This is a genomic window from Catenuloplanes nepalensis, assembly GCF_030811575.1.
GTDB lineage: Bacteria > Actinomycetota > Actinomycetes > Mycobacteriales > Micromonosporaceae > Catenuloplanes > Catenuloplanes nepalensis.
This window is the reverse complement of sequence record NZ_JAUSRA010000001.1, coordinates 9,634,394-9,656,042: the sequence shown is the minus strand read 5'-3', so window position 1 is coordinate 9,656,042 and position 21,649 is coordinate 9,634,394. Positions and strand designations below refer to the sequence as shown.

General features: G+C 70.3%; 20 protein-coding genes and 2 tRNA genes. 10 read left to right on the top strand and 12 right to left on the bottom strand.

What is annotated here, in order from left to right:
• The first annotated feature begins 494 nt into the window (after positions 1–494).
• Complete coding sequence (locus tag J2S43_RS42080; RefSeq protein ID WP_306839102.1) at positions 495–719, top strand: hypothetical protein; 225 nt, start codon at positions 495–497, stop codon at positions 717–719.
• 1,355 nt (positions 720–2,074) lie between these two features.
• Here J2S43_RS42080 and J2S43_RS42075 read toward each other — a convergent pair.
• From J2S43_RS42075 to J2S43_RS42045, 7 genes are all read right to left on the bottom strand, one after another.
• The gene (locus J2S43_RS42075) at positions 2,075–2,872 is read right to left on the bottom strand and encodes a carbon-nitrogen hydrolase family protein (protein WP_306839100.1); all 798 of its coding nucleotides are present in this window, start codon (positions 2,870–2,872) and stop codon (positions 2,075–2,077) included.
• A gap of 10 nt (positions 2,873–2,882) precedes the next feature.
• Complete coding sequence (locus J2S43_RS42070; RefSeq protein WP_306839098.1) at positions 2,883–3,512, bottom strand: GNAT family N-acetyltransferase; 630 nt, start codon at positions 3,510–3,512, stop codon at positions 2,883–2,885.
• A 65-nt stretch (positions 3,513–3,577) separates the two neighbouring features.
• Positions 3,578–4,876 carry an ATP-dependent Clp protease ATP-binding subunit ClpX gene (gene clpX / locus J2S43_RS42065; protein ID WP_306839096.1) on the bottom strand — a complete coding sequence of 433 codons (1,299 nt, stop codon included), beginning with the start codon at positions 4,874–4,876 and terminating at the stop codon, positions 3,578–3,580.
• A gap of 364 nt (positions 4,877–5,240) precedes the next feature.
• A complete protein-coding gene (locus J2S43_RS42060) occupies positions 5,241–5,906 on the bottom strand; it encodes an ATP-dependent Clp protease proteolytic subunit (protein ID WP_306839094.1) in 666 nt (221 codons plus the stop codon).
• Between the two features lie 11 nt (positions 5,907–5,917).
• Positions 5,918–6,550, bottom strand: coding sequence for an ATP-dependent Clp protease proteolytic subunit (locus J2S43_RS42055; RefSeq protein ID WP_306839091.1), 633 nt, complete (start codon positions 6,548–6,550; stop codon positions 5,918–5,920).
• 168 nt (positions 6,551–6,718) lie between these two features.
• On the bottom strand, positions 6,719–8,053 hold the full coding sequence (gene tig / locus J2S43_RS42050) for a trigger factor (protein ID WP_306839089.1): 1,335 nt from the start codon (positions 8,051–8,053) through the stop codon (positions 6,719–6,721).
• Between the two features lie 189 nt (positions 8,054–8,242).
• A tRNA-Pro gene (locus J2S43_RS42045) sits at positions 8,243–8,316 on the bottom strand.
• 148 nt (positions 8,317–8,464) lie between these two features.
• On the opposite strand from J2S43_RS42045, the gene J2S43_RS42040 reads away from it, so the two are divergent.
• Positions 8,465–8,538 (top strand) — tRNA-Gly (locus J2S43_RS42040).
• 150 nt (positions 8,539–8,688) lie between these two features.
• Here the strand turns inward: J2S43_RS42040 and J2S43_RS42035 are convergent.
• Positions 8,689–9,087, bottom strand: a complete 399-nt coding sequence (locus tag J2S43_RS42035) for a type II toxin-antitoxin system VapC family toxin (protein WP_306839087.1) — start codon at positions 9,085–9,087, stop codon at positions 8,689–8,691.
• Entirely contained in the window at positions 9,072–9,329 is a 258-nt protein-coding gene (locus J2S43_RS42030; protein WP_306839085.1) for a type II toxin-antitoxin system Phd/YefM family antitoxin, read from the bottom strand. The genes J2S43_RS42035 and J2S43_RS42030 overlap by 16 nt, the downstream gene beginning before the upstream one ends.
• Before the next feature lie 583 nt (positions 9,330–9,912).
• On the opposite strand from J2S43_RS42030, the gene J2S43_RS42025 reads away from it, so the two are divergent.
• Together J2S43_RS42025 and J2S43_RS42020 are read left to right on the top strand one after the other, a co-directional pair.
• Positions 9,913–11,256: a serine hydrolase domain-containing protein gene (locus J2S43_RS42025; protein WP_306839083.1), complete on the top strand. Its 1,344-nt coding sequence runs from the start codon at positions 9,913–9,915 to the stop codon at positions 11,254–11,256.
• Positions 11,257–11,362: 106 nt separating this feature from the next.
• Complete coding sequence (locus J2S43_RS42020; RefSeq protein ID WP_306839082.1) at positions 11,363–11,752, top strand: RDD family protein; 390 nt, start codon at positions 11,363–11,365, stop codon at positions 11,750–11,752.
• 53 nt (positions 11,753–11,805) lie between these two features.
• Here the strand turns inward: J2S43_RS42020 and J2S43_RS42015 are convergent, their stop codons facing one another.
• On the bottom strand, positions 11,806–13,008 hold the full coding sequence (locus J2S43_RS42015; RefSeq protein WP_306839081.1) for an MFS transporter: 1,203 nt from the start codon (positions 13,006–13,008) through the stop codon (positions 11,806–11,808).
• 100 nt (positions 13,009–13,108) lie between these two features.
• On the opposite strand from J2S43_RS42015, the gene J2S43_RS42010 reads away from it, so the two are divergent.
• A complete protein-coding gene (locus J2S43_RS42010) occupies positions 13,109–13,993 on the top strand; it encodes a LysR family transcriptional regulator (RefSeq protein WP_306839080.1) in 885 nt (294 codons plus the stop codon).
• On the opposite strand, the gene J2S43_RS42005 is transcribed toward J2S43_RS42010, so the two are convergent.
• Entirely contained in the window at positions 13,980–14,528 is a 549-nt protein-coding gene (locus J2S43_RS42005) for a flavoprotein (protein WP_306839078.1), read from the bottom strand. The two genes, J2S43_RS42010 and J2S43_RS42005, sit on opposite strands and share 14 nt — an antisense overlap.
• 90 nt (positions 14,529–14,618) lie before the next feature.
• Between J2S43_RS42005 and J2S43_RS42000 the strand changes: the two genes are divergently transcribed.
• From J2S43_RS42000 to J2S43_RS41985, 4 genes are all read left to right on the top strand, one after another.
• Positions 14,619–14,903 (top strand): hypothetical protein, encoded by a 285-nt coding sequence (locus J2S43_RS42000; protein WP_306839076.1) that lies wholly within the window; start codon positions 14,619–14,621, stop codon positions 14,901–14,903.
• Between the two features lie 70 nt (positions 14,904–14,973).
• On the top strand, positions 14,974–16,176 hold the full coding sequence (locus J2S43_RS41995) for a hypothetical protein (protein WP_306839074.1): 1,203 nt from the start codon (positions 14,974–14,976) through the stop codon (positions 16,174–16,176).
• Positions 16,177–16,289: 113 nt separating this feature from the next.
• Complete coding sequence (locus J2S43_RS41990) at positions 16,290–16,964, top strand: MerR family transcriptional regulator (RefSeq protein WP_306839072.1); 675 nt, start codon at positions 16,290–16,292, stop codon at positions 16,962–16,964.
• Between the two features lie 4 nt (positions 16,965–16,968).
• Positions 16,969–17,403 carry a hypothetical protein gene (locus tag J2S43_RS41985; protein WP_306839070.1) on the top strand — a complete coding sequence of 145 codons (435 nt, stop codon included), beginning with the start codon at positions 16,969–16,971 and terminating at the stop codon, positions 17,401–17,403.
• Positions 17,404–17,918: 515 nt separating this feature from the next.
• Here the strand turns inward: J2S43_RS41985 and J2S43_RS41980 are convergent.
• Positions 17,919–19,451 (bottom strand): chitinase, encoded by a 1,533-nt coding sequence (locus J2S43_RS41980; RefSeq protein WP_306839804.1) that lies wholly within the window; start codon positions 19,449–19,451, stop codon positions 17,919–17,921.
• 178 nt (positions 19,452–19,629) lie between these two features.
• On the opposite strand from J2S43_RS41980, the gene J2S43_RS41975 reads away from it, so the two are divergent.
• A complete protein-coding gene (locus J2S43_RS41975) occupies positions 19,630–21,627 on the top strand; it encodes a substrate-binding and GGDEF domain-containing protein (RefSeq protein ID WP_306839068.1) in 1,998 nt (665 codons plus the stop codon).
• The last annotated feature ends 22 nt before the right edge of the window (positions 21,628–21,649 follow it).

Genomic DNA, 21,649 nt, shown 5'->3' with positions numbered 1-21,649 from the left:
CCTGATCCGTACCCTTTGTCTCCACCGGGCACTTGTTCTATCTTACCGGATGTTTCCGCTCTGTCAAGTCCGTTCTCCGTGCGGAGTGTGTGGATCTTTCAAGAGCAACGCCCGGCCTTCCTCATGCTGACGCACACCGTCGCCGGTGTCTGTCAGTTCCGAGAAATCCTGCGGACCGGCCTTCGATCTCACCGCGCCTGTGGCGCTTAGATCGGTGTTGCCCGGCTCCCGCTGGCTGCCTTACTCTACCCGGTTGGTTTCGCGGCTCCAAATCGGGGTCTCCCCAGATCCGGCCGCACCACCCAGTTGCCCCGATTCCGTCCTCCCAGTGGCTTTCGCCCTGTTCGTCCGGTTCCCCGTGGCGAAGAGAAAGTTACGCGGACACCGCCTCCAAGCACAAATCAGGTGTCGTCGATGAGGACGGATCCGCCCGGCCGGCGTCGATGTCCGCAAGACACTCCCGATGCCCGGTTCCACGTGCCAGAGTTGGCGGCATGGCAACCGACACGCCCGCCACGAGCCCCGCGGCCGACGCGCTGCTCGGCCAGCTCTTTCCGCTGTGGCACCTGGTCATCGGCGCTTTCGTGCTCATCGTGCTCGTGCTCTCGATCCGCCGCCTCGCCGCCCGCGGCCAGACCCGCATGACCACCGCGCTGCTCGTCACCGGCACCGCCATCGCCGGCCTCACCGCCCTCGGGATCTTCTTCGACGCCCGCTGACACCCCCGCCCAACCCCGAAAAGGCCGACCCGCCCACCGCTGCCCGCATCCGGAACAGCCGACGGACATCACCGCGGTGAAGATCGCCGCGAGAGCGCCGAAAACACCGCGGGCCGGTTCGGCAGTCCCGCTCACCCGCAGCCTGACCATCGCGGCGAACCGGCACGACGGCACGGAAACACCGCTGGCCGATTCGTGACCCCGCAGACTGCCGACCGCGGCGAACACCGGCGCGAGAGCGCCGCGCGACCGGCCGAGAGACGCCGAAGGCCGGTTCGGCGTCCCGGGTGAGCGTTTCGCCCGGCTGGGGACGCCCGCCCGGAACCCAGCGCGCGACCGGCAGGGAGGCCGCCTGCGGCCGACCGGTGCCCAATGCCACTCAGCCTATTTTGACCTTGAAGGAGCCGCGGTACGGCCGCACTCCCGTGACCAGCGGGAATGCTCTCAGCCGATCCGGGTACCGTGACCCGCTCGCTGTCGGTACGCGAATCGCACGCGGTCTCCGGGGACCAGAACACCACCGGCGGGCAGGGCCGGCCCCCCTTCCGGCCAGGAATGCTCTCAGCCCCATCCGGGTACCGTGACCCGCTCGCTATCGGTACGCGAATCACACGCGGTCTCCGGGCGCCGGAACACCGCCGACGGCGGGCAGAGTCGCCCCCTTCCGGTGCGGACCCGGCGCCTCGTGCCCGAAATCTCCCGATGAAGCGGGCACGCGTCCTACTGGCGGGGCCGGGAGATCTCGACGGCCTCGGGCCCGGCACCTGAGTGATCAATCAGGTGAGCGAAAAGCGATCAACTTCGATTCTCGATCTACCTTTTGCTCACCTGATTGATCACTCAGGCCGCAGCGGTGCCGACTCGCGAGTCTGTGGTCCGCACCAAGGGGTGAGATGTAGCGATATTTCGGGCAAGCAGCGCCCGATCGCCGCGAGCGGGCCGGGTCAGCTCGCGCTCCCCGGCCCGAAAGGGCTGGGCAACGGAGCCAGTCCGAGGGGCGTGAGCGACAGAGCAGGGCCGGCGGACGTCGGCGGGGCGCATTCGGGAAGCGCAGGCAGGAATCCGTGGTCAACTTAAGCTAAGTGACATTGCACCGGTGCCCGCGGGAGCACTCGGAACGCCACCACGCCGGAAGCGGGAAGATGGGTTCGAGGTTCTAGGGGCGTGTTCGGCGGATCTTCGTCGGCCTGCGACGTGTGGCCAAGCGCCGTCTGGCCCACGTCGCACAAGCCCACGTCGCACAAGCCCACGTCGCACAAGCCCACACACAACACCCGTATGCGAACTTCCACGCCGCGCACTCTCCACGACACCTGGGCCTCGCCTCGGCTCGACGAGATCCACCGAACACGCCCCTAGAGGCGCCGGTTAGCGAGGCTGGGGAGTTCGAGGCGGATCGTGTCGAGGCGCGGCAGGTCGAGGTCGGCGACCGCGATCGTGGTGGTGTCCGGCGCCTGCGCGAGGACCGTGCCCCACGGGTCGATGATCATGCTTCGGCCGAAGCAGGTGCGGCCGGGCTCGTGGTTGCCGATCTGGCCGGCGGCGAGGACGTAGCACTGGTTCTCGATCGCGCGGGCGCGAAGCAGGATCTCCCAGTGGTCGCGGCCGGTGTGCGCCATGAACGCGGCCGGGACGACGAGCAGCTTCGCGCGGCCGTCGTCGGCGAGCGCGCGGTAGAGCTCGGGGAAGCGCAGGTCGTAGCAGATCGAGAGGCCGAGGCCGACGCCCTCGACGTCGGCGACGACCGGGGCGGTGCCGGCCGCGACCGTGCGCGATTCGTGGAACGAGACCTTGCCGGGGATCTCCACGTCGTAGAGGTGGATCTTGCGGTAGGTCGCGGCCAGCTCGCCGGCCCGGTTGAAGACGAGGCTCGTGTTGTAGATGTGGTCCGGGTCCGGGCCGGTCTCGTGGAACGAGCCCGCGTGGATCCAGATGCCGAGGTCGCGCGCGGCGTCTGCGAAGAACGTGCCGAACTCGCCGTCGACCGGCTCCGGCTTCGGCGCGCCGGCGGCGGGGCCGAGATAGTCCGTGTACTCCGGGAGGACCGCGAGGTCGGCGCCGGCATCCGCCGCGCGGGTGAGGAGATCGCGCGCGACGGCCAGGTTGGCGGCGCGGTCCTCGCGGGCATTGAGCTGGCACACGGCGACTCGCATGAGGCCGAGCCTACGGGCCGCCGGGCGCCGCTACCAGGGGCGTTTGCAGGATCGCCTCGGCACCGACCGGGATGAAGCCGGCCGCGAGCAGCGTGCGGGTGCTGGCCGCGTTCCCCGGTGCGACCTGGGCCCAGACGTGCGCGTCCGCCGGGATCAGGTGCCGGGCGGCGGTGACCAGGGCACGGCCGAGGCCGGCGCTGCGACGCTCCGGGAGGACCTCCATGGAGAGCTCCCAGCGGCCGGCGAGACCCCTCCCCATGGTGAGCAGACCCCCGGCGGCGGCGTACACACGGACGTCGTCGCGATAGCCGACCGCGTGCCGTACCCGCGGATGGGTGTGATCGTGGATCTCGGTCAGCGTGAGCGGGGGCGGGCCGGGCAGCGCGGGCGCGACCAGCATCTGGTCGATGTTGTTGACGCGGCGGCCGAGACGGCGTTCGAGCGCGTGCAGGAACGGCGGGTTCAGCGGCTCGGAGAACTCGTCGCCGGAGTCCGGCAGGTGCGCCGTCACCCAGTCGAGCGTGACCGGGGCGGCGATCACCACGTGCGCCGGGAAGGACAGCACCGCGAAGTCGCGCACGGACGGCGCCGGGACGATCTCCAGGAACGGTTCGGCCGGCAGGCGCCCGCCGCGTGCCACGTGGTCCAACAGCGACGACAAACGCCCCGGCGAGACCGCCGGGGCGTGCGTGTCGTGCGTGGCGGTCAGGCCGACTTCTCCTCGGGCCGCTCGCGGCGGGCACGGCGACCCGTGAACTCGCGCGGGACGATGGTCGGGTTGACGTTCTCCAGGACGACGCCCTTCGTGATGAGCACGCGGGCGGCGTCCGGGTTCGACGGCACCTCGTACATCACGTTCTGCAGGACCTCTTCCATGATGGCGCGCAGGCCCCGGGCGCCGGTGCCGCGGAGCATGGCCTGGTCCGCGATCGCGTTGAGCGCCTCCTGCTCGAACTCCAGCTCGACGCCGTCCAGCTCGAAGAGCCGCTGGTATTGGCGGACGAGCGCGTTGCGGGGCTCGGTGAGGATGTTGACCAGCGCGTCCCGGTCGAGGTTGCGCACCGTGGTGAAGACCGGCAGACGGCCGATGAACTCGGGGATCAGCCCGAACTTCAGCATGTCCTCCGGCATCACCTTGGACATGATGTCGTCGGTGTCGCGGTCGCGGATCGAGCGGAGGTTGGCCCCGAAGCCGACGCCGCCGGCGCCGATCCGGGACTCGACGATCCGGTCCAGGCCCGCGAAGGCGCCACCGCAGATGAACAGCACGTTCGTGGTGTCGATCTGGATGAACTCCTGGTGCGGGTGCTTGCGGCCGCCCTGGGGTGGAACGTTCGCCGTCGTCCCCTCGAGGATCTTCAGCAGGGCCTGCTGAACGCCCTCGCCGGAGACGTCCCGCGTGATCGACGGGTTCTCCGACTTGCGGGCGATCTTGTCGACCTCGTCGATGTAGATGATGCCGGTCTCGGCGCGCTTGATGTCGTAGTCAGCGGCCTGGATCAGCTTGAGGAGGATGTTCTCCACGTCCTCGCCGACGTAGCCGGCCTCGGTCAGCGCCGTGGCGTCGGCGATCGCGAACGGGACGTTGAGCATGCGGGCCAGCGTCTGCGCCAGGTGCGTCTTGCCGCAGCCGGTCGGGCCGATCAGCATGATGTTGGACTTGGCGAGCTCGATCTGCTCGCTGCCGGAGCCGGGGGCGCCGTTCGCCTCCGCCTGGATCCGTTTGTAGTGGTTGTAGACCGCGACCGCGAGCGCGCGCTTGGCGTGCTCCTGGCCCACCACATATTGATCCAGGAACTGGACGATCTCCATCGGCTTGGGAAGCTCTTCCCACTTCACCTCGCCGGACTCGGCCAGCTCCTCCTCGATGATCTCGTTACAGAGATCGATGCACTCGTCGCAGATGTAAACACCCGGGCCCGCGATGAGTTTCTTGACCTGCTTCTGCGACTTTCCACAGAAGGAGCACTTCAGTAGGTCGCCGCCGTCACCGATCCGTGCCACCTACGCTCTCCCTGCGCTCATCGGCTGGAGACTCCCAACCCTGGCCTGAGGACGACCTGGTCAAACGGTCTTCGCTCAACGGTATTCGATCGTCCACCGGACCGCGATGCTTAGCGGTGCGGCCTCGACGTTACCCCCTGCGGGGGCGTTTCTCCGACCCCCAGAACTGGCGTGTCAGAGACCAACCAGACTAGCGGGTCACCCCCACTGGAGATTTGACGCTCTATGCCCGATTTCAATGCGTATCTTCCAAGCAACCACGGTCCAAAGCAACCACGGTCCAAACAACCACAGTTTCACGCCACCACAGTGAAGACCAGCCACAGTAACCTACCTGCGGCTGGCCTCCGTCAAGGGCGCTGGGTCAGTTGGAAGCGCCGACCCCGATCAGGCCGCTCTTCTTCCGGTTCGCCAGGACCGTGTCGACGATCCCGTACTCCTTGGCCTCGTCCGCGGTCATGATCTTGTCGCGGTCGATGTCCTTGGTCACCAGATCGGCGGCGCGGCCGGTGTGACGCACCAGCATCTCCTCCATCTGGGCGCGCATGCGAAGGATCTCGCGGGCCTGGATCTCGATGTCCGAGCCCTGGCCGTAACCACCCTCGGTGGCGGGCTGGTGGATTATCACCCGCGAGTGCGGCAGCGCCATGCGCTTGCCGGGCGTGCCGGCCGCCAGCAGGATCGCCGCCGCGGACGCCGCCTGGCCCAGGCAGACCGTGACGATGTCGGGCCGCACGTACTGCATGGTGTCGTAGATGGCCGTCATCGCCGTGAACGAGCCACCGGGCGAGTTGATATACATCGTGATGTCGCGGTCCGGGTCCGTCGACTCCAGCGTCAGCAGCTGGGCCATCACGTCGTTCGCCGAGGCGTCGTCCACCTGGACGCCGAGGAAGATGATCCGGTCCTCGAACATCTTGTTGTACGGGTTGGACTCCTTCACCCCGTACGACGTGCGCTCGACGAAGGAGGGAAGAACGTACCGGTTGTGCACCGGAGCGAACCGCGGGGGAAGTGTCATGTCCGTCATTGTCGCCTTCCTCAGTTCAGCGTTCCGGCGCCCTCGGGGACCTGCGTCGCCCCGGTGATCACCTTGTCGATGAAGCCATAATCCTTGGCCTCGGCGGACGTGAACCAGCGGTCCCGGTCCGAGTCGGCCTCGATCGTGTCCTGCGTCTGCCCGGTGTGGAACGCGACGCGCTCCTGGAACATGCGCTTCGTGTAGAGCATCTGCTCCGCCTGGATCGCGATGTCCGCCGCGGTGCCGCTCAGCCCGCCGGACGGCTGGTGCATCATGATCCGGGCGTGCGGCAGCGCATAACGCTTGCCCTTCGTCCCCGCACAGAGCAGCAGCTGCCCCATGGAAGCCGCCATGCCCATCGCGACGGTCGAGATGTCGTTGTCGATCCACTGCATGGTGTCGTAGATCGCCATGCCGGCGTAGACCGAACCACCGGGCGAGTTGATCCAGAAGTGGATGTCCCGCTCCGGATCCTCCGCCGCGAGCAGCAGCAGCTGGGCGCAGAGGCGGTTAGCGACCGAATCGGTCACCTCGCTGCCCAGGAAGATGATCCGCTCCTTCAGCAGCCGGTTGTAGACCGAGTCGTCAAGGCCACCGGCGAGGTCGCCGCCACCTCTGGCCAGAGGCGACGCATTGAGATGCAAGTCGGTCATGGCAGCCCTTCGCTGTTGTCCGTCGTAGGACCGACCCTAGCCCGTCATCGGGGCACTTCGGCCGCGCATGGGGCACTGTTCGCTGTAAGCGCACGCCTTATGCCCTCAGAAGAACCAAAGCCGCCGCGGGTACGTCCTACCCGCGGCGGCTTCAGGGGTTCAACGCCCTCAGTGCACGTGGTGGTGCTCGTCCTGGATCGCCTCGAGCGTCACCGGGTTGCCCGCGGAGTCCTTGATCGTCACACGCTCCAGCACGATCTGCAGCGCCTTGCCGCGACGCACGTCACCGAAGACGGCCTGCGCCTCACCCGTGCGGGCGAGCTGGTCGTAGTACTGCTGGGGCTGCATGCCGGCCCGCTGCGCGCGGTGCATGATCTCGTGGCCGAACTCGTCGTCGGAGACCTGGACCTGCTCGGACTCCGCGATCGTGTCGAGCAGCAGCTGGATCTTGACGCCCTCGGTCGCGGCGTCCTGCAGCTCGGTGTCGATCTGCTCCTCGGTCTTCTCCTCCGAGGCGAGGTAGTCCTCCATCGACGCGCCGATCCGCTCCAGCTGGTCGGTCATCGCGGCCTTGCGCTGCTCGACCGCGTCCTTCACGACACCCTCCGGCGCCGGGATCTCGGCCGCCTCGACGATCTGCGCGAGGACCTTGTCGCGGGCCGCGTAGATCTGCTCGACCTTCTTGACCCGGGTGACCCGCTCGCGAACGTCGCCCTGCAGCTCCTCCAGCGTGTCGAACTCGCTGGCCAGCTGCGCGAAGTCGTCGTCGAGCGCGGGCAGCTCCTTCTCCTTCACGGTGCGGACCGTGGTGGAGACCTCCGCGTCCTGACCGGCGAAGTCGCCGCCGACCAGCTTCGTGGTGAACGTCGCCGACTCGCCGGCGGACAGGCCCACCAGGACCTCGTCCAGACCCGGGAGCAGCTGCTGCGAGCCGACCTCGTGCGAGATGTTGGACGCGGAACCGCCCGGCACCTCCACGCCGTCGACCGTGGCGGTCAGGTCGAGCTGCACGTAGTCGCCCTCGGCCGCCGGACGCTCGACCGTCTTCAGCGTGGCGAACCGCTCGCGCAGGTTGCTCACCTGCTCGTCGATCTCGCTGTCGCCGATGACCAGCTCGTCGACCTCGACCTCGATGCCGGACAGGTCCGGGATCGTCAGCTCCGGCCGCACGTCGACCTCGGCCGTGAACTTCAGCGGCTCGTTGTCGGCGAACTCGGTCACGTTGACCTCGGGCCGGCCGAGCAGCTTGACGTCGTGCTCCTGCACGGCCGCGAACAGCTGCGCCGGGATCGCCTCGTTGACGGCCTCGTTCAGCACGGTCTCCCGGCCGACCCGCTGGTCGATCACGGCCGACGGGATCTTGCCACGGCGGAAGCCGGGGATCTGAACCTGCTGCGCGAGTTCCCGGTACGCCTTCTTCAGGCTCGGCTCGAGCTCGGCGAACGGCACCTCGATGGCGAGCCGCACCCGAGTCGGGCTCAGAGTCTCGACGGTGCTCTTCACAGGCGTACTCCTTGATGGATCTGGGTGATGTGCGGCGTATCCGCTGTCCTGGGCGTCTGCGCTCTGTCTGCGGTCTGCCACTGTTTCATCTGCAGACACGCCGGCGTTACGCGCCGTCGCTCTCGCGAGTTTAGGCCGTCGACGCGGCAGGCTCGCGCCCGGGTTTGAAACCCGGCAGTCATCCTGTCGTCGGGGTGGCGGGATTTGAACCCACGGCCCCTCGCTCCCAAAGCGAGTGCGCTACCAAACTGCGCCACACCCCGTGGCGCTTCGAGTGTAAGCGCCCAGAGCCGATCACGGCTCGCCGGGCCTCACGTCGAGAAGCTTCCGGTGTGGCGTGCCGGATACCGGCTTGGGAAGATCAGCCAGAGTGGGTACGCTAGGGCAGCACCGCAGTCACTCGCGGCGCACGCGGACGTAGCTCAATGGTAGAGCCTCAGTCTTCCAAACTGATTACGCGGGTTCGATTCCCGTCGTCCGCTCCACTTCGGGTCAGCGTGTCAGCGGAGAGCGCTGACCAGGGCGTTCCGCATGCTTCGTGGGGGCCGAGCCCCCAGACCCCCACGGTGTTGGGTGGTTGCGTTCCGGCCTAGTTGATCTTGCGGGCCAGTAGTGGGCCAGAGCCTGCCGTCGTCCTACGGCTGAGCGGCCAGAACGCTGGGCAGGTCTCCGAACCGGGCTTGGGCGTCGGAGGTGATGACGGTACGTCCGGTCTCCGATGCGTGAGCGGCGATAATCAAGTCGTGCGCGCCACGTGGCGTTCCGCTGCGTCGTACGTGCGCGATGAGCCGGGCATGATGGGCGGCTGTCGCCTCCGTATATTCGAGCACGTCGACGGACGAGACGATCGCCGCTAACGCCCGCGCCCGGTCGGCTGCTCGGGCAGCGGTGTCGGCAAGCTCGATTCCAACACGATATTCGGCGATGGTGACCGCGGCGACCGCGAGTTCGTCGTCATCGAACGCGGCACGGGCGATCTTCCCGCGCTCGTAGGCGATGAGCACGTTGGTGTCGAGGATCAGGCGTCGGCCCACGGGTCTGCCCTATCGCTGCTGACGTAGGTCATGGCTTCGGCGACGTCGTGCTCGAACTCGTCATCGGGCGGTGGGACCTCGGACAGTGCGGCACGAAGGTCTCGGCCGGTTCGCCGACGGGCCGGCCGAATCTCGGCGATGGGGCGGCTTCCGCGCGTCACGGTGACGGTCTCGCCGCGCTCGATCGCGTCGAGCAGATCGGAGAACCGTCGTGACGCCTCGGTGGCGGAGATGGTTCGCATGGCACCACCATATCTGATTATCAGATTTTTTGGATGAGGTCCCTCGTCAGAATCGGGCGGGTGCCTCACAAAACCCGAACGCTGAGGAACGGTCGGGTCTCGCGAATCCTCACAGTGACGGCCAACTCGCGTGCCACCAACCCAGGCCGCCACTGGTCTCGTACGGTCATGATCGGGCAGCGCTACACCCGCGTTCACCAGGAAAAACGGGACGATCATGGCGGGGCGGCGAGCTCTTCCAAGCTGATTACGCGGGTTCGATTCCCGTCGTCCGCTCCACTTGGGTGAAGTGTGTCAGCGGAAGGCGCTGACCAGCGCGTTCCGCATGCTGCCTGGGGCCGAGCCACCAGACCCCCACGGTGCGGGGTGGTCGCGTTCCGGCCTGGTGATCTTGCGTGCCTCTGGCGTGCCTCCACCCTGCCGTGAGCCTCGTCGGTCTCCGGCCTTCGCGACGGGGCATCGGGACGTACGGGCGGGCGCGCTGATCTGGCGGCCGTGTCAGCGGCGGCGGCATGACCACCATGCGATGCGCCGGGCGGGGACGTCCGGCGCGTCGTGCTGTGCGGTCGATATCTTGGCGGGTATGGCTGATCTTCTGCCCGACACCCGCCGTGCTCTCCGCCACCGTCTCGCCGCGGGTCAGAGCCGTGGGCGTACCCCCTCGGTGGTCGCGGCCGTGGTGCGGGACGGCGGGCCGGTGTGGGCCGAGGGCTGGGGCACGGTGGACGGTGGCGTCCCCGACGGCGACGTGCAGTACCGGATCGGGTCGATCACCAAGACGTTCACCGCGATTCTGGTCCTGCGCCTGCGCGACGAAGGGCTGCTCGATCTCGGCGACGTGCTGGACGCGCATCTGCCGGGCACCGCGGCCGGCGATGCCACGATCGGCGCGCTGCTGGCGCACACGGCGGGGCTGGCCGCGGAGCCGCCGGGGCCGTGGTGGGAGCGGACGCCGGGCGCGCTGCGGCCCGAGTTGACGGACGTGCTGCCGGCCACGCCGTTCGTGTCGGCGCCGGGGCGGCGCTTTCACTACTCCAATCCGGGGTACGCGTTGCTCGGCGCCCTGGTCGAGAAGCTGCGCGGCGCGTCCTGGGCCGAGGTGCTGCGCCGGGAGGTCCTGGAGCCGCTCGGCATGCGCCGCACCGGGCTGGACCCGGTCGCGCCGCACGCCGCCGGCTGGGCCGTGCACCCGTGGGCCGACGTGCTGCTGCCGGAGCCGGCGCAGGATCTCGGCGTGATGGCTCCGGCCGGGGCACTCTGGTCGACCGCCTCCGACCTGGCCCGGCTGGCGGCGTTCCTGCTGGACGGAGACGACCGGGTGCTGCGCCGGGACACGGTCGAGGAGATGTGCGAACCCCGGACACCGGAGTACGGCCTGGGTGTGCAGATCCTGCGCGCGCCGGACGGCCGGGTGCTGACCGGGCACACCGGGTCGCTGCCCGGCTTCCTGGCCATGCTCGCGATCGACCCGGAGGAGAGACTCGGCGCGGTCGTCTTCGGCAACGCCACGACCGGCCTCGACGTCGGCGCCGTCACGGCCGACCTGATCCGGATCGTCGCCGAGCGGGAGCCGCACGTCCCGGAGCCGTGGCGGCCGCTGCCGTCGATCGATCCGGAGCTGCTCGCGCTGGCCGGGCCGTGGTACTGGGGGCCGAGCCCGTACCTGCTGAGCCCGGCCGCGGACGGTTTCCTGGAGCTGTCCGCGCTGCACGGCGGCGGGACCCGCGCGACCCGGCTGCGGCCGGACCCGGACGGCGGCTGGACCGGGCGCAGCGGCTACTTCGCCGGTGAGCGCCTGCGGGTCGAGCGGGACGCATCCGGCGCGGTCACCCACCTGGACGTCGGCACGTTCGTATTCACCCGCCGGCCCTACGACCCGGGCGCCCCGATCCCCGGCGGCGTCGACCGGGACGGCTGGCGGGTATGACTTCCGTGTACCGCCGCCGCCGACTTTCCACCGACGCGACGTGTGGGCGCCCGCTGCCACGCTGAGTGCACGCCGGCCGACGTGGCCGTCGTGCGAAGGAGTGGACATGACGTTCTCGGGCTGGTGGCGGCGCGCCGCCGCGTACCTCGTCGATTCGTTGATCGCGGCGCCGTTCTTCCTGGGCGCCGGGCTGCTGGACGGCACCGGCAACGCCGCCCTCTACTACGGCCTGGCCGTGCTCGGGTTCGTGGTGTGGGGGTACAACCGGTGGTGGCGTGCCGGGCGGACCGGGCAGAGCTGGGGTCGCGCGCTGCTCGGGATCCGGCTGGTGGGCGCCGCGACCGAGCGGCCGATCGGACCCGGCCGGGCCGTCCTGCGGGACCTGGCGCACCTGCTGGACGACGTGATCCTCTACATCGGATACCTGCTGCCGCTCTGGACGGCGCGGCGGCAGACGCTGGCGGACATGGTGACGGGCACGGTCGTCATCCGCTGACCACAACGGTTCCGGTGCGCGGCCACGAGCCACGCACCGGAGGAGAGGGACAGTCAGCGGGCTGTCCGGATGCCGGCCACCGCGGCCAGCGCGACCACGCCGGTCGCGAAGCCGGCCAGCGCGACCTCGGTCGACACCACCGCGGTCGCGAAGCCGAAGCCGAGGATCGGGATGGACAGGCCGAGGTATCCGGCGAGGAACAGCCCGGCCAGCGCCTCACCGCGGGTGGCCGGCTCGGAGATGCTGAGGACCGTGCCGATGGAGCCCTTGAACAGCAGGCCCGCGCCGGCACCCGCGGCCACGCCACCGATCAGGAACAGCGGCAGGCTGGGCAGCCAGACCGCGACCGTGGCGGTGATCAGGCCGAGGCTCAGCGAGGCCAGGCCGCCGAGCACCTGGCGCCGGGCCGGGACCCGGGCGAGGACGAGCTGCGCGGCCACGGCGCTGCCGAACGTCAGGAACGCGACCAGCCCGGCCAGCGCGCGCGACGGATGCCCCATGGTGCCGCCGACGAATCCGGGCGCGACGGACGCGAACAGGCCCAGCACGGCGAACGCGGCGAACGCGCCGATCGCGACCGTGGCGAATCGGCCGCGGGCGGCGGCCGGCACGGCGACGCGCTGCGGCCGGTAGGGGGCTTTCGTTACGGTCACCGTCTCCGGGACCAGCGCGAGTCCGGCCGTCACCGCGGCCAGCAACACCAGATAGACCACATAGGGGGTACGCAGCGGCGCGCCGGCCCACTCGGCCAGCAGTCCGGAGGTGAGCGCGCCGACCGCGAAGCCGCCCATGTTCGCGGCCGTGCCGACCAGCTCGGCGAGCGCGCGCCCGGAATCGGGCCGGGCGACCGCGTGCAGCTCGACCAGGTGCGCGGTCGCGGTCGCGGTGATCATGCCGACCGCGACGCCGCTGAGCGCGCGGCCGGCCAGCACGGCCGGGAACGCGGTCGAGGCGAGCAGCAGCACGCCGGAGGCGATCTCGATGAGCAGCGCCGGGAGCAGGATCCGGCGGCGGCCGAGCCGGTCGGAGAGGTGACCGGCGAGGAACAGGCTGACCGTGACGCCGACCGCGTACGCGGCGTACGCGACCGTGACCATCAGCGTCGAGTAACCGGCCTCGCGCTGGTAGAGCGGCCAGAGCGGCGTGGGTACGACCGTGAACGCCATCGCGATCAGAAACGCGGCCGCGACGACCCAGAAGCCGGCGCCGTGGCTGACACCTCGCCGGGCCGCGACGGGCAGGGTCTGAGCGGACATCATGCAGCTCCTCACACCGGGGAACGGAACGTGCACAGCTTTCTCCGGACGACTCATCTGCGCCAACGATGGTTCATGCTGAGGTCTAGCATCAGTCGTGATGGACCTACGGCACCTCGAATACTTCGTGGCGGTCGCGGAGGAGCTGAGCTTCACCCGTGCCGCAGCCCGCCTGCACGTGGTCCAGTCCGGCGTCTCCGCCACGATCCGCGCGCTGGAGCAGCACCTGCGGGCCGAGCTGTTCGAGCGCGGGCCGCAGCGGATCGCGCTGACCGACGCGGGCGCGGCACTGCTGCCCGAGGCGCGCGCGGTGCTGGACGCGGCGCAGGGCGCCCGGGACGCGGTGGCCCGGGTGCGCGGCGGGCTGCGCGGCACCGTGCACGTCGGCGCGATGACGTCCGTCACCATCCTGGACCTGCCCGGTCTGCTGGGCCGGTTCACGGCCGACCACCCCGGCGTGACCGTGCGCATGCGGGCCGCGCCGACCGGGTCGGCCGGGCTGGCCCAGGCGCTGCTGGACGGCGAGTTCGACATGGCGTTCCTGTCCGACATCGACCGGCCGCACACCGGCCTCGACATTCACACCCTGGCGCGGGTACGGATGATGGCGATCGTCCCGGCCACCTGGCCCGGGGGGAGCGTCACGCTGGAGCGGCTGGCCGAGCGGCCGTTCATCGACTCGCCGGCCGGGTTCGGCAACCGGGTCGTGGTCGACCGGGCCTACGCGGCCGCCGGGCTGCAACGGCGGGTCGCGCTGGAGGTGGTCGAGATCGGCACCGCACCCGAGTACGTCCGGCACGGGCTGGGCGTGGCGATCATGCCGGCTTTCTCCGTACCCGCTGATGATCCTGGTGTGAAGGGTTTGCCGATCGACGGGCCGGAGCTGTGGTGGACGCTGTCGCTGGCGACCGCGACCCGTCGCCGGCCGGCCGCGGCCACCCGCGCGTTCTGTGAGCTGGCCCTGAATTACGTCAGGATCGGCTGAACCGGCGCAGCGCCTCGATCACCCAGGCCGGGTCGAAGATCGCGCCCGGGTCACCGCCCAGCTCCGGCGCGACCGGACGCGGGCCCGGACGGCCGTTGTGCACGTCCAGCAGCACCATGCCGGCCGACTCTAGCAGCGCCAGGTTGCGCCGCCAGGCCGGGTGGCCCCAGAGCTTCTCGTTCACGGTCGGCACCGCCACGACCGGCACGCCCTCACCGAGCGCCTCACAGAGCCGGGCCAGCGCGTACGTGTCCGCGGCACCGCTCGCCGCCTTGTTCAGCGTGTTGAACGTGGCCGGGCAGACCACCACCGCGTCCGGCGGGCCGCCCTGCTTCGGCGCGCCCGGCGCCCGGAACTCGAACTGCGGCGGCGCACCCAGCACGTCGTGCACCGCGGCCGGGTCCAGCCAGGCGCGCGACGCGGGCGTCCCGATCACGATCGGCGTCCAGCCGTCGCCGAGCAGAGCCTTGAGCAGATCGGGGGTACGCGTGGCGAGCGGCGCCCCGCAGACGATCACTGTCACGTTCCCGGCCATGGCCGCACCGTACCTCTCTCCCCTCCGATAGAGACCGGGCCCCGCCTCACGGGCGATTCATCACACCCGATCCGCCCATAGATTCGACGCATGACGACGAACGAGGTGGCAGGGGTACGGAGCAACCGGCGGCTGATCGCGGGCGCGGCGGTGACCGCGGTGCTGGCGACGGCGCTGATCTGGGCCGGCTGGCGGCTCACCGGCACCACGTTCCTCTGGGAGGACCTGACCGACCCCGATCACTGGCTCGGCCAGGCGCTGCGGGGCGGCGGCGCGCTGCTGTTCGGCAAGACCGGCCTCAAGTTCGGTCTCGTGGTGGTCGGCGTGGTCGCCGGCGTCGTGATGTGGATGCGCGGACGCCGCCGCCGGCACTGATCACTACTATGCAGTCCGGCCGAGCTGACGGGACTGCGTGCGGATGTCATCTTCGATGGGGGCGGCCTGGGTGGACCTCAGGCCGGGGGCGAACGTGGACGCGGCCCTCGACGTGCTCCGCGCGGACGGCCCGGACGTGCTCTACGCCCGCGTCGTACCGCTGGCGGACGACTGGCACCGACTGGAGCTCTCCACCGGCGACACCGGCCCGTCCCTCGGCCGGTCGATCGCACACCTGCTGTCCACGGTGGACCGTGCGGTGCGGGCGTTCGTCGCCTACGACTACGACGCCGACGGCGCGGAGCAGTTCGTGCTCGACGGCCGGACGGCAGAGGTCTCCCGCGTGCACCACGTGCGGATCCTCCCGTTCGGCCTCGGGTCCGGCCTCGGTCCGGTGCTGCAGGACGTGCCGGCCGCGGTCGCGCCCGGCCGGTTCGCGGGCCGCGGGCAGGTGCTGAACGGCGGCGAGTCGATCGCCGCGCTCGCGGACCTCTACGGCGTACCCGCGAATGATCTGAAACGCGCGCAGCGCCGCACCCGCCGCCCCACCCGCCTGCTGGACGCGCCCGGCGGCCCGTTCGAACCCTGGCTCGACGCGCTGCGCATCCGCTGGACCGCCACGAACGGCGACCGCCCGGTCAAGCTCCGCCCCGGCCCGGTCTGGCGCGAGGCCGTCGTCCGGTACGCGCTCCCGTCCCTGCCCGGCCGCTGGCTCGTCTTCGACGAGGAACTGGTCGCCGAGCCGGTCGGCCTGATCGCCCGCGCGATCGTCGCGGGCCAGGCCGTGCTGCACCCGCTCTACCTTCCGGCCGGCCACCCCGGCTGGCGCGTCCACGACGCGGTCGACCTGCGGCTGCCACGCACCACGCTGACCACCCGGGAGACCGCCGAGCCCGCCATGCAGCATCTCGCCGAGGCGATCCGCTCACGCGCCATGCCGCACTTCGCCACGCACGGCACGCTCGCCGGCTACGTCGAGCACTGCCGCGCCGTCCCGTCCGACCCGTACCGCCTGCACGCCCAGGCCCTGACCGAGATCGTGCTGGAACGCTTCGACGACGCCCTGACCACCCTCGACGCCATCACCAGCATGGTCATCCCCCGCCTCTACGACCAGACCCGCCCCGCCGGCCTCGGCCCCGCCCGCCTCACCGACCTCGCCGCCGAGGCCGACCACTGGCGCCGCCGCCTCGCCGAAGACCCCTTCGGCGCCCAAGCCGACCTCCTGGCCAACATCCCGGCCCAGCGCACCCGCCTCGGCCTCCCGGCCTGACCAGGACTTTTCCACGGGTACGACACCGAACGCCGCCCCCTGCCAATCGGCTCACACAACCACTCGTTCGAATGCGGTAAGCACGAACGCACCTAATCGATTATGTTGACGGCATGTCGAAGTGGAAAACGGACATCGATGACGGGATCGGCCTCGGTGGCGGAGCGATCGCGTTCGGCTGGGCGCGCGGAGGACTTCGGCTCCTTCCGACTTTCGGAAAAGGCCGCCATACTCGAAAGGACGGGCCGGCGACCGAGGGTGGCGCGATGAAATCTGCGACCGACAAGTCGAAGCGGCGTGGGCGGCTCCGGCGGCATGGGCGCAAGTCGAAGCGGTTCGAGGTGGAGAAGGCTTTCGCGCGGGCGAGACGGCTGGAGTCGATCGCCGGCCGGATCAGCGGGGATGACGCGGATCGTGCCGAGCTTCTGCAGGTGAGCAGGGACGTCCTCACCGACCTGGACCCGCTTCCGGTGTCGGTCGCCGCCCCGCTGCTCGGAGTGAGCGAGCCGACTATCCGCAGCTGGGTCCGCCGAGGCCTGCTGATCTATGCCGACGAGCATGGCGGCGGCCTGGACGTGCCCCGGCTGTATGACGTCATCTCGCTGGTTCGCGACCTGCGCGCCGCGGGTCACAACCACGACCTGCTCAACAAGGTGTGGCATCGACTGGCCGACAGCGCAGTCCTCGAACGCCCTGACCTTCAGGATAGTCTGGCGCAGATGCGTCGAGGTCAGGGCATACCGACCGATATCGAGGACCTGGAGAAAGAACTAGGGCTCGCGGACTGATCGCATGTCGACCAAGATTTTCCGGACACCCCGCGCCGACCAGCAGATACGGTCCCGGCCCAAGAGCGACCAGAAGAGGATCGTCGCCTTCATGCGCGATCTTGAAGCCAACGGATGCGCGGCACTCTCCTACCGCCTCACCGGGGCGGATCCGCTGGAAAAGCTGTGCGACAAACACCTGAGCGGCCGGCTTCGCGCGATCGTGGCGTTCGAGTCCCAGCAGGCGGCATGGCTTCTGCTGGTCGCCGATCACGACGACAGTGATCCCGAGTTCAACGTCTACACCGAGTTGTACCGCCTCGTCGGACACGAGCCGGTGCCGTCGGAGAAACGCACCAAACCACCCTGCTGCGGTACGGACGGGAAGGCTCCCATCCTGGACCGAGCCGCGGAAGACCTCGCGTTGAAAGCGATCGAGATACGCAAGACCCGCCGATGATGCTCGTGGGTGGTCCCTGCCATGTGGCGAGGGCGCCGTCATCATGCGGTCCCGGTCTCGCGTACGCACTCACGACGACCACGTCATCTTCGTGCAGCGCTCGCCGAGGTGCCACCACCGGACGACGAGTTCGAACACGACGTCGCCGAGGCCGTGACGTACGTAAGCAATAACCGGACGGGCGAATGAAATTCAGCGGCGCCGATTCTCGCCCTACGTTTCGTGCGGATCGCGGCCACGATGTCGGGATTGGCTCTCTGAGCCGGTGGCCCGGCCCGCGCCGTCCGGTCGGGATCGGTGCGGGAACGATCCGGATCTCGGCCGGGATCGAGCACGTCGAAGACCTGTGGGCCGACGGGCAGCAGGCACTGACGTAGGGCAGGCGCCGGCCTGGAGCAGGCACTGGCGTAGAGCGCAGGCGCCGGCGTTGAACGGATCCAGGCGCCCCGCGGGCGGGAACGAACCCACGGGACGCCTGGACCGGCCGGGTGCGGGCCCGGCCTGACAGGGAACCGTCAGGGCAGCGCCTTCAGGAACGGCGCGTGCGAGTTCCGGAACTCCCAGGAGTAGTAGCGGTCCCAGTTGATCGACCACGTCATCAGCCCGCGGAAGTTCGGGTTCGTGCCGCTGCGCGGCGTGTAGGACCCGCAGGAGACGCCCTTGACCAGGCAGTTGACCGCCTCCTGGATCGCGGCGGGCGCCACGTGGCCGTTGCCGGCGCTGACCGAGGACGGCGCCCCGAACGCGACCTGGTCCTCGCGCAGCGCCGGGAACACGTTCGCGGTGTTGCCCGCGACCGGGAAGCCGGCCAGCAGCATGTCGGTCATCGCGATGTGGAAGTCCGCGCCGCCCATCGTGTGGTAGGCGCCGTCCAGGCCGACGATCGGGCCGGAGTTGTAGTCCTGCACGTGCAGGACCGTGAGGTCGTCGCGCAGGGCGTGGATCACCGGGAGGTACGCGCCGGAGCGCGGATCCTGGCCGCCCCACGGGCCGGAGCCGTAGTACTGGTGGCCGAGCTGCACGAAGAACGTCTCCGGCGCCATGGTGAGCACGAAGTTCGCGCCGTACCGGGCCTTGAGCGTCCGCACCGCGGAGATCAGGTTGACGATCGCGGGTGTGGTCGGGTTCTTGAAGTCGGTGTCGCCGGTGTTCAGCGACAGCGAGTGGCCCTCGAAGTCGATGTCCAGGCCGTCCAGGCCGTACCGGTCGATGATCGCGGCGACCGAGGTGACGAACGCGTCCCGGGCCGCGGCCGTGGTCAGCTGCACCTGGCCGTTCTGGCCGCCGATCGAGATCAGCACCTTCTTGCCCTGTGCGCGTTTGGCCTGGATCGCGGCCTTGAACTCGGCCTCGGACTCGACGCCCGGGCATTCCGCGGCCGGGCACAGGCCGAACCGGATGTCGCCGGACGTGGCCGTGGTCGGCTCACCGAAGGCGAGATTGATGATGTCCCATTCCGCCGGCACGTCCGCCATGCGCAGATATCCGGACCCGTTCGCGAAGCTGGAGTGGAGATAGCCGATCAGCGCGTGTCTCGGCAGACTGCCCGGATTCGGGTTCGACGGCGTGGGCGAGGACGTGGGCGTCGGGCTGGCGGTCGGCCGCGGGCTCGACGTCGCACTCGGCTGTGGGCTCGGCGAGGCCGATGTCGGCCCCGTCGTCGGAATGACCCCACCGCAGGAGGCGCCGTTCAGGGTGCAGTTCGCCGGCGTCCCCGCGCCGTTGGCCAGGAACCCGAACGACACCGACGCGCCCGGCGCCACGGTCCCGTTCCATGACCGGTTCGCCAGCGTGTACCGCTGCCCGGAGGAGGTCATCAGCGCGTCCCAGTAGCTGCCCATGGTGGTGCCGGCCGGCAGGTCGAACGCCACGGACCAGGATGTGATCGCCGCGCCCGTCCCGTTGGTGATCGTGTACTTCCCCTCCCACCCGGAGCCCCAGTCCGAGGTCTTGGCGAAGGTGGCGGTGACCGCCGCGGCCGAGGCGGGCAGCGCGAACAGCACGGCCGACGCGGCGGCCGCGCACAGCGAGAAGAGGGTCAGGGCGATAGATCGAGACCGTTGCACGGCAGCCTCCTCCATCGGCGGCGGTGCAGGTCACCGCGGCCGTTGGAGAATTATTAAGACTCTTAACTGATAATGTCCATGCTCGCGGCCCACATTTAGGACAGCGATAACGTTTCGGAACGCCCGGCCACGTACCCGCGGGTTCTGAGAGTCTGATCTCGTGAACGGGCTGACGATCGGGGTGCTGTCGCCGTTCGTCGGCGGCGACTACTACGGCGGCCTGCTCGCCGGCGTGACCGGGGCCGCCGCCGCGCGCGGTGGCCGGGTGCTGGCCGTGCAGACGCTCACGCCGGGCGCGAGACGGGCCGACTCCGAGGGCATCCCGGACTGGAACGCACCGGTCGGCTGGGCGCACGCGGACGCGTTCGTCGTGGTGATCGGCGCGGTCGACGACGGCCACCTGGCCCGGCTGCACGCCACCGGCAAGCCGGTCGTGCTGATCAGCCACCGATCCACGACGCTGCCGCTGCACGCGGTGCTCCCGGACAACCGCTCGGGGGTACGGGACGCGGTCGCCCACCTGATCGGGCACGGCCACACCCGGATCGCGTTCGCCGGCGCGCTGGACGTGCCGGACATCCGCGAGCGGTACGCCGGCTACCGCGAAGCGCTCGGCGGCCGGCCCGAGTTCCTCTTCTCGGCGGCGGACAACCACGAGCGCGGCGGCCGGACCGCGGCGGCGGAGATGCTGGCGGCCGGGCTGCCGTCCACCGCCGTGGTCTGCGGCACCGACCGGAACGCGATCGGCGTGCTGGAGGCGCTGACCGAGGCCGGCCACCGGGTGCCGCAGGAGCAGGCGGTGATCGGCTTCGACGACATCCCGGCCGCGCTCTACACCGAGCCCGCGCTGGCCAGCGTGGCGCAGCCGCTGGGCCGGATCGGCGCGGCCGCGGTCGCGGCGCTGGACCGCGGCGACGGGGTCACGTTCGTGCCGACCGTCTTCGTACCGCGGGAGAGCTGCGGCTGCGACCGCCCCGCGCCCCGGACACTTGCCACCGCGCTCGCCGCCCGGCTCGCCGACCCGGCCGTACCGGAGGCCGCGTTCGCCGGTGAGCTGCGCGGTTTCACCCTGGCCGAGCTGGACGAGGCGCTGCACGACCTGGTGCCGGAGCGCCGGGCCCGGCGGATCCTGGTGCGGGTGGCGCAGGAGCGGGCGCGCGACCAGTTCAGCGACATCCGCTACCTGCAGGACACGCTGAACGCGCAGTACCAGCTCGGCGCGGAGCTGCTGCGCACGGACGAGCAGGATCCGCGCGCGCTCGGCTGGCTGCGCCGGCTCCCGGTCACGGCCGGCTGCCTCGGGCTCTGGCACGGCAGCCCGCGTCGCGACCCGCGCCCGGAGCCGCACCAGGAAAAGCGCCGGGGGGCGCTGGAGATCTCCGGCGCGCTCCACTGCGCGACGACCGGCGGCCGGGTCGACGTGGCGGACTTCCCGCCGGCCGGGCTGTTCGACGCGGCCCGGCCGGACGCCGGTGAGATCGTCTTCGTCATCTCGGTGCGCAGCGCCGCGCACGACTGGGGGCTGCTGGCCACGGTCGCGCGCATCCAGGACAAGACGCCGCCGGGCCGGGAGCCGATGAACCAGTCCGGCGCGCTGCTCGCGGTCGCGCTCGACCAGGAGTTCATGCTGCGCTCGCTGCGCGACCAGGAGGAGCGGCTGCGCCGGACCGCGCTCTACGACCACCTCACCGGGCTGCCCAACCGCGGCCTGTTCCTGGACCGGCTGCGGCACGCGGTGGACCGGGCACAGCGCGAGCCGGCGTACGCGTTCGCGGTGCTCTTCCTGGACCTGGACGGCTTCAAGTCGGTGAACGACACGCTCGGGCACGCGGCCGGCGACCAGCTGCTGGTACAGACGGCCGGGCGGATCACGGCGCTGCTGCGCGAGACGGACACGGCCGCCCGGTTCGGCGGCGACGAATTCCTGGTGCTGCTGGACGACATCGACGGGCCGGCGAGCGCGGCCGCGGTCACGGAACGGGCCCGGGCCGCGCTGTCCCGGCCGTTCCAGCTGGACGAGGGGACGGCCCGGGTGTCGGCGAGCATCGGCAGCGCGCTCTCCACGGACGGGCAGCCGACCGCGGAGGCGCTGCTGCGGGTCGCCGACGCCGCCATGTATCACGCGAAGTCCGTCCGCAAGGCCGGCGCCGGCAGCTGACCGCCGCCGGCCGTACCCGCTG

Coding starts and splice junctions, on each gene's coding strand:
- J2S43_RS42080 (WP_306839102.1), top strand. CDS start 495: ATGGCAACCGACACGCCCGCCACGAGCCCCGCGGCCGACGCGCTGCTC.
- J2S43_RS42075 (WP_306839100.1), bottom strand. CDS start 2,872: ATGCGAGTCGCCGTGTGCCAGCTCAATGCCCGCGAGGACCGCGCCGCC.
- J2S43_RS42060 (WP_306839094.1), bottom strand. CDS start 5,906: ATGACGGACATGACACTTCCCCCGCGGTTCGCTCCGGTGCACAACCGG.
- J2S43_RS42055 (WP_306839091.1), bottom strand. CDS start 6,550: ATGACCGACTTGCATCTCAATGCGTCGCCTCTGGCCAGAGGTGGCGGC.
- J2S43_RS42030 (WP_306839085.1), bottom strand. CDS start 9,329: ATGCGAACCATCTCCGCCACCGAGGCGTCACGACGGTTCTCCGATCTG.
- J2S43_RS42025 (WP_306839083.1), top strand. CDS start 9,913: ATGGCTGATCTTCTGCCCGACACCCGCCGTGCTCTCCGCCACCGTCTC.
- J2S43_RS42020 (WP_306839082.1), top strand. CDS start 11,363: ATGACGTTCTCGGGCTGGTGGCGGCGCGCCGCCGCGTACCTCGTCGAT.
- J2S43_RS42015 (WP_306839081.1), bottom strand. CDS start 13,008: ATGTCCGCTCAGACCCTGCCCGTCGCGGCCCGGCGAGGTGTCAGCCAC.
- J2S43_RS42010 (WP_306839080.1), top strand. CDS start 13,109: ATGGACCTACGGCACCTCGAATACTTCGTGGCGGTCGCGGAGGAGCTG.
- J2S43_RS42005 (WP_306839078.1), bottom strand. CDS start 14,528: ATGGCCGGGAACGTGACAGTGATCGTCTGCGGGGCGCCGCTCGCCACG.
- J2S43_RS42000 (WP_306839076.1), top strand. CDS start 14,619: ATGACGACGAACGAGGTGGCAGGGGTACGGAGCAACCGGCGGCTGATC.
- J2S43_RS41990 (WP_306839072.1), top strand. CDS start 16,290: ATGTCGAAGTGGAAAACGGACATCGATGACGGGATCGGCCTCGGTGGC.
- J2S43_RS41985 (WP_306839070.1), top strand. CDS start 16,969: ATGTCGACCAAGATTTTCCGGACACCCCGCGCCGACCAGCAGATACGG.